The organism is Radiobacillus sp. PE A8.2, from assembly GCF_045635475.1.
In the GTDB taxonomy this organism is placed as follows: Bacteria; Bacillota; Bacilli; order Bacillales; family Amphibacillaceae; genus JBJGXI01.
The window spans coordinates 1-5,403 of record NZ_JBJGXI010000089.1 but is presented as its reverse complement, the minus strand read 5'-3'; the positions used below and the strand labels follow the sequence as shown (position 1 = coordinate 5,403).

Genomic DNA, 5,403 nt, shown 5'->3' with positions numbered 1-5,403 from the left:
TAGCGAAGGTGACTGTTTACAAGGAACCGTAGCTAAATTGCGTTAAAATTGTTTGATTGTCTATTTCTTATCTAGTTTTGGAAGTATAAATTTCAGTAAAACTCTTGATTTTTTGTGTAAAACGATTATAATATTTGTTGTCACTAAAAAAAATAAGATGTTCACTTGGATACTATTCCAATTGTCTGGTGGTTACGGCGGAGAGGTCACACCTGTTCCCATACCGAACACAGTAGTTAAGCTCTCCAGCGCCGATGGTAGTTGGGGCACGCGCCCCTGCAAGAGTAGGACGCCGCCAGGCTATAAATTCCATTCCACAGTAGCTCAGTGGTAGAGCAATCGGCTGTTAACCGATCGGTCGTAGGTTCGAGTCCTACCTGTGGAGCCATATGGAGAGCTGTCCGAGTGGTCGAAGGAGCACGATTGGAAATCGTGTAAACTGCTAACGCGGTTTCGAGGGTTCAAATCCCTCGCTCTCCGCCACTTATACATACATCATTGTATAGGCCCGTTGGTCAAGTGGTTAAGACACCGCCCTTTCACGGCGGTATCACGGGTTCGAATCCCGTACGGGTCATATAACTTTTTTCGCAGAAACGAAAATAAGTTACACTAACTTAAAGATAATAAATTATCCCATGTATGGAGGATTAGCTCAGCTGGGAGAGCACCTGCCTTACAAGCAGGGGGTCGCAGGTTCGAGCCCTGCATCCTCCACCATTACTTTTTTAAGTTAATATGGTAAGAATCTTATTCTTACATTATCGCGGGGTGGAGCAGTCTGGTAGCTCGTCGGGCTCATAACCCGAAGGTCGTAGGTTCAAATCCTGCCCCCGCAACCAAATTTTTTCTAACTTCGTTGAATAATCATCTGTGTTACAAAATGAATTTCCTTAGTTTTAAAGCAAGAAAAGTGACGCTTAAAAGCCTTTGGGGAATATCTAAGATTAATAATGAAGATCCATTTGTTCAGAGAATATTAATGATAGATATTTTCGCTTTGCGAAAAATCTCTGGTCCGGTAGTTCAGTTGGTTAGAATGCCTGCCTGTCACGCAGGAGGTCGCGGGTTCGAGTCCCGTCCGGACCGCCACTTTACATTATGAATAGAATCTTATATCATAACCTTATTGGCTCGGTAGCTCAGTCGGTAGAGCAACGGACTGAAAATCCGTGTGTCGGCGGTTCGATTCCGTCCCGAGCCACCACTTTTGAATATTTGGAGGGATAGCGAAGTTGGCCAAACGCGGCGGACTGTAAATCCGCTCCCATCGGGTTCGTAGGTTCGAGTCCTACTCCCTCCACCATTCAATTTATTTTAAAATTAGCATATATTAATAACATAGGGGTATAGTTTAAAGGTAGAACAGAGGTCTCCAAAACCTCCGGTGTGGGTTCGAGTCCTACTACCCCTGCTTTTTTTCAATTATGGCGGTCGTGGTGAAGTGGTTAACACACCGGATTGTGGTTCCGGCATGCGTGGGTTCGAGCCCCACCGGTCGCCCCATAATATGTTGGGCTATCGCCAAGCGGTAAGGCAACGGCTTTTGGTGCCGTCATTCCTAGGTTCGAATCCTAGTAGCCCAGCCATTTATAAGCGGAAGTAGTTCAGTGGTAGAACATCACCTTGCCAAGGTGGGGGTCGCGGGTTCGAATCCCGTCTTCCGCTCCATTTTTATATAACGGCGGTATAGCCAAGTGGTAAGGCAGAGGTCTGCAAAACCTTTATCACCGGTTCAAATCCGGTTACCGCCTCCAAAATTGCCGGTGTGGCGGAATTGGCAGACGCGCACGACTCAAAATCGTGTTCCTCACGGAGTGTCGGTTCGACCCCGACCACCGGTACTTATTTTTTCATGAAATCAGTAAATCAATTAACCGTGAATATACTGTAATAACAAGCGTTTCCTACATTGTGGGAGACGTTTTTTTGTGTGCTTTTTTAGGAAATAACGTTGATTTTGTGTTTAACAAATAGTCTATAATCGTGCGATTCATGGTGAAAACGGTTATCTGTGACGTCTTTTCTCGATTAAACAAATGATGGAACAACAAAACTGACCCCATGTTTCTAGTTCGCAAATCCGGGGTATGATTAATTTACAATCATTAAGTAAAGGATGGGCGAAATGAGAGAAATGAAAGTAGGGATACTTCCAGCTCCTGAATTTCCTGAAAAAATGGTTAGGAGATTAGCAGAAATACTTCCTAATGCTTTTAAAGACTATATAGATGATACCGTTGATTGGAACATTGAAATAAAGGCTGATCCAATAACAGGAGCGGCAGAAACAGCTGATGAAATAACCGAAAAAGCAGAGAGGGAAATTCAAGCAAGTAACTTTGACTATGTAATTAGTGTGACGGATCTTCCGATTTTCTCTAAGAAAGATGTTGTATTAGCAAGTTCTAATTTAAATAAAAAAGTGTCGCAAATTTCTCTTCCTGCATTTGGGTTTAAGCCAATGCGAAAGAGGTTGAAGGACACGATTATTCAGATGATGAAAGACTTATACAATGGAAAATCCAATAGTATGGAGGAAAAAGAGGATGGAGTATTTTCGCAAAGTAAACATAAAATATCTCGCTTGTTATCACCGATAAGAAGAAAGATGACAGAGAAAAGTGAGGACACTATTTTTCAATATTATGTGATGCCTAGATTGAATGGTAAATTGAGAATTCTTATGGGAATGGTGCACGCCAATCGCCCTTTGAAGATATTCTCTTCTTTTAAAAAAGTAATTGCGATTGCATTTGCTACTGGGGCATATGGACTTATTTTCCCCTCTTTATGGAATTTGAGTGTTGTATATGAACCTGCCCGTTATATTATCCTTATGTTTACAGCCATAGGTAGTATGGTGCTATGGATCATTCTAGTTCATAATTTGTGGGAAAAACCTAGCTTTTGGAATAAGAGGAAAATACGAAGGATGTATAATGCGACAACGATCATAACCTTAAGTGTGGCTGTGGTATTTTATTATATCATTTTATTTGTTTTATTTTTCTTATCGGTAAGACTCTTGATCCCAGAGCAGCTTTTCAGTAGTCAATCTGTCCTAAAGGAAAAAGTTACGTTAGAAAATTACATTCATCTCACTTGGCTAGTGACTTCTTTTGCTACATTAGGTGGTGCTATTGGTGCTGGTTTAGAAGATGATGAACTGGTTAGCAAAGCGACATATAGTTACCGGCAACATAAAAGATATGAAGAGAGCAAGCAAGAAACTGATCAAGTATCTTGAATTAGTGGTAGGATTTGCATTTGTTTCCTTATAGCATTAAAAACTTTTTGTGAAAGTTCGAACGCACGTGGAATATATGTGAGGCCACCCACTTTTTTGGTCTCTACACCCTTTCAGACATACAATTAGGAAAGGAGTTATTGTAGGGGAAGAAATAAGAGTAAAAGTGGCTTACATCACCGGTGCAAGTAGCGGAATTGGCAGAACAGATGCACTTGCATTTGCCAAAAGAAGCTGTTCTTGTACGTATAATGGCCCGAATGGAAAAGTGGTAGCACAACAGAGAATAAGTGCCAAACCCTGCTCATGTGACAAGTCTTAATATGTTCATGAGTAGTGCTGGCACTATTTTTACGATTTGTCTTAAGTGTAAAGATAATCTCAAGAGAACATTGGTTTTTTGTTTTTTTAGAATGTATGTCCCCAATGTAAGGAATGTTTTTTTGCTAATAGGGAATATGGTATGGGTAAGCTGTTACATAGAGGAGTGAGGATGATGGAAAATCATATAGTCGATGTTATCGGTATTGGGGTGGGGCCATTCAATCTAGGCTTAGCTGCTTTGATCGATGAGCGGACGGAGCTATCCAGTTATTTTTTTGATGAGTCCGATGCTTTTGATTGGCATCCTGGTATGTTGCTTGAGCACGCGGACCTTCAAGTACCTTTTCTTGCAGACCTAGTTACTTTTGCTAATCCCAAAAGTAACTATTCTTTCCTAAATTATTTACATATAAAGAATCGCTTGTATAAATTTTATTTTTATCGAAGGTTTGATATCCCGCGTAGAGAATATAATGACTACGCCAGGTGGGTAGTGAAGCAGCTACCGCATTGTGTGTTCAAGTCAGAAGTGATCGATGTGATCGATCGAGATGGCTACTATGAAGTCCTGGTTAATCACTGGGATCAATCGCAAAGAAAGACTTATTATGCCAAGAATATTGTGATGGGAACAGGAAGTAAACCATTATTGTTAAAGGGAGCAGACGGTTTACCGAAAGAAGATGTACATCATTCAAGTGATTACTTATATCACAAATCAAGTACTGTCAAAGGGAAATCGATTACGGTGATCGGTTCTGGGCAAAGTGCTGCGGAAATTTTTTATGATCTTTTGCAGGAAATGGACACGCATGAATTTCAGCTAAGCTGGTTCACACGGTCTCCTGGTATCTTTCAATTAGATGAATCAAAGCTTGCTCAGGAGGTATTCACGCCTGACTATGTAGATTATTTTCATCAGTTGCCATTCACGCAGCGGATGGAGGCATTAGGTCATTTGAAACAACTTCGAAAAGGAATTGAAGGAGCAACACTAGAAAATATTTATCAAAACCTTTACGATAAAACAATTGATAATGAACACGTCCCTGTTAAGATTCAGCCGTTAACGGAGTTAGAAACTATACAAAAAGAGGGCAATCAATATGCATTAGACTGTTATCAATGGCAAGCGGAAGAACGGTTTACACACAACAGTGAAAAAGTAATCCTGGCAACCGGCTATCAACCCCACATTCCAAAGTGGTTCTCCAACCGTTTCAAAGACAAGATAGAATGGGAAGATGAAAAGCATTACAAAGTGACCGAGCAGTATCGATTACAATTTAAACAATCCGACCGGGAGCATCATTTTTATACATTAACAAACCTTGATCATTCGCATGGGTCTGGTGCAACCAATTTAGCACTGGCAGTAAATCGAAATATCCACATTATAAACGACATTGCGGGGGAAGTAATCTATCCAGTTCAGCGCGATACATTGTTTTCACAGTTTTTAGGTAAGTAAGAACGGTCATATAGGAAAGAAATTAGGAAAATAAAAAGGTAGCCGAGTGTTTCTTTCGGCTACCTTTCATTTTCTTTACGAATAATACCTTAACCAGGACATGGACTATCTATTTCTTATAATAACTTTAATACATTCCTGGATGGTATCCCTTTGTTCCTGAAAGAAAGCACGGCCAGTCACCTTGCTTCCAAGTCATTATCATATATGAGATACTCTAGGTAAATTGGATAATAGAAAGGTGTCTTTCAAGTGGAATTGCAAGAAGAATTAACTAAAAATGGGTATGCGAAGCTACTAGCAAATCTAACTGAAAGTGATCATTTTCTTGAAGAACTTTCTTTGATTTTTAAAAAAT

General features: G+C 40.3%; 2 protein-coding genes, 14 tRNA genes and 1 rRNA gene. All 17 read left to right on the top strand.

Going from position 1 to position 5,403, the window contains the following annotated elements; genetic code table 11:
- Positions 1 to 184 precede the first annotated feature (184 nt).
- The 17 genes from rrf to ACI6MV_RS24570 all read left to right on the top strand — a co-directional run bounded on the left by rrf (position 185) and on the right by ACI6MV_RS24570 (position 5,045).
- Positions 185 to 301: ribosomal RNA gene (rrf, locus tag ACI6MV_RS24650) — 5S ribosomal RNA — on the top strand.
- 12 nt (positions 302 to 313) lie between these two features.
- Positions 314 to 388 (top strand) — tRNA-Asn (locus tag ACI6MV_RS24645).
- A 3-nt stretch (positions 389 to 391) separates the two neighbouring features.
- Positions 392 to 483 (top strand) — tRNA-Ser (locus ACI6MV_RS24640).
- A gap of 22 nt (positions 484 to 505) precedes the next feature.
- Positions 506 to 577: transfer RNA gene (locus ACI6MV_RS24635), tRNA-Glu, on the top strand.
- Between the two features lie 67 nt (positions 578 to 644).
- Positions 645 to 720, top strand: a tRNA-Val gene (locus ACI6MV_RS24630).
- A 45-nt stretch (positions 721 to 765) separates the two neighbouring features.
- A tRNA-Met gene (locus tag ACI6MV_RS24625) sits at positions 766 to 842 on the top strand.
- Positions 843 to 1,015: 173 nt separating this feature from the next.
- A tRNA-Asp gene (locus ACI6MV_RS24620) sits at positions 1,016 to 1,092 on the top strand.
- A 39-nt stretch (positions 1,093 to 1,131) separates the two neighbouring features.
- Positions 1,132 to 1,207 (top strand) — tRNA-Phe (locus ACI6MV_RS24615).
- Positions 1,208 to 1,220: 13 nt separating this feature from the next.
- A tRNA-Tyr gene (locus ACI6MV_RS24610) sits at positions 1,221 to 1,306 on the top strand.
- A gap of 37 nt (positions 1,307 to 1,343) precedes the next feature.
- Positions 1,344 to 1,414 (top strand) — tRNA-Trp (locus tag ACI6MV_RS24605).
- Between the two features lie 16 nt (positions 1,415 to 1,430).
- Positions 1,431 to 1,506, top strand: a tRNA-His gene (locus tag ACI6MV_RS24600).
- A gap of 8 nt (positions 1,507 to 1,514) precedes the next feature.
- Positions 1,515 to 1,589 (top strand) — tRNA-Gln (locus tag ACI6MV_RS24595).
- A gap of 7 nt (positions 1,590 to 1,596) precedes the next feature.
- Positions 1,597 to 1,671: transfer RNA gene (locus ACI6MV_RS24590), tRNA-Gly, on the top strand.
- 12 nt (positions 1,672 to 1,683) lie between these two features.
- Positions 1,684 to 1,757: transfer RNA gene (locus tag ACI6MV_RS24585), tRNA-Cys, on the top strand.
- Between the two features lie 5 nt (positions 1,758 to 1,762).
- Positions 1,763 to 1,844: transfer RNA gene (locus ACI6MV_RS24580), tRNA-Leu, on the top strand.
- 284 nt (positions 1,845 to 2,128) lie between these two features.
- On the top strand, positions 2,129 to 3,250 hold the full coding sequence (locus tag ACI6MV_RS24575) for a hypothetical protein (RefSeq protein ID WP_407272959.1): 1,122 nt from the start codon (positions 2,129 to 2,131) through the stop codon (positions 3,248 to 3,250).
- A 496-nt stretch (positions 3,251 to 3,746) separates the two neighbouring features.
- The gene (locus tag ACI6MV_RS24570; protein WP_407272958.1) at positions 3,747 to 5,045 is read left to right on the top strand and encodes a lysine N(6)-hydroxylase/L-ornithine N(5)-oxygenase family protein; all 1,299 of its coding nucleotides are present in this window, start codon (positions 3,747 to 3,749) and stop codon (positions 5,043 to 5,045) included.
- Positions 5,046 to 5,403: the final 358 nt, after the last annotated feature.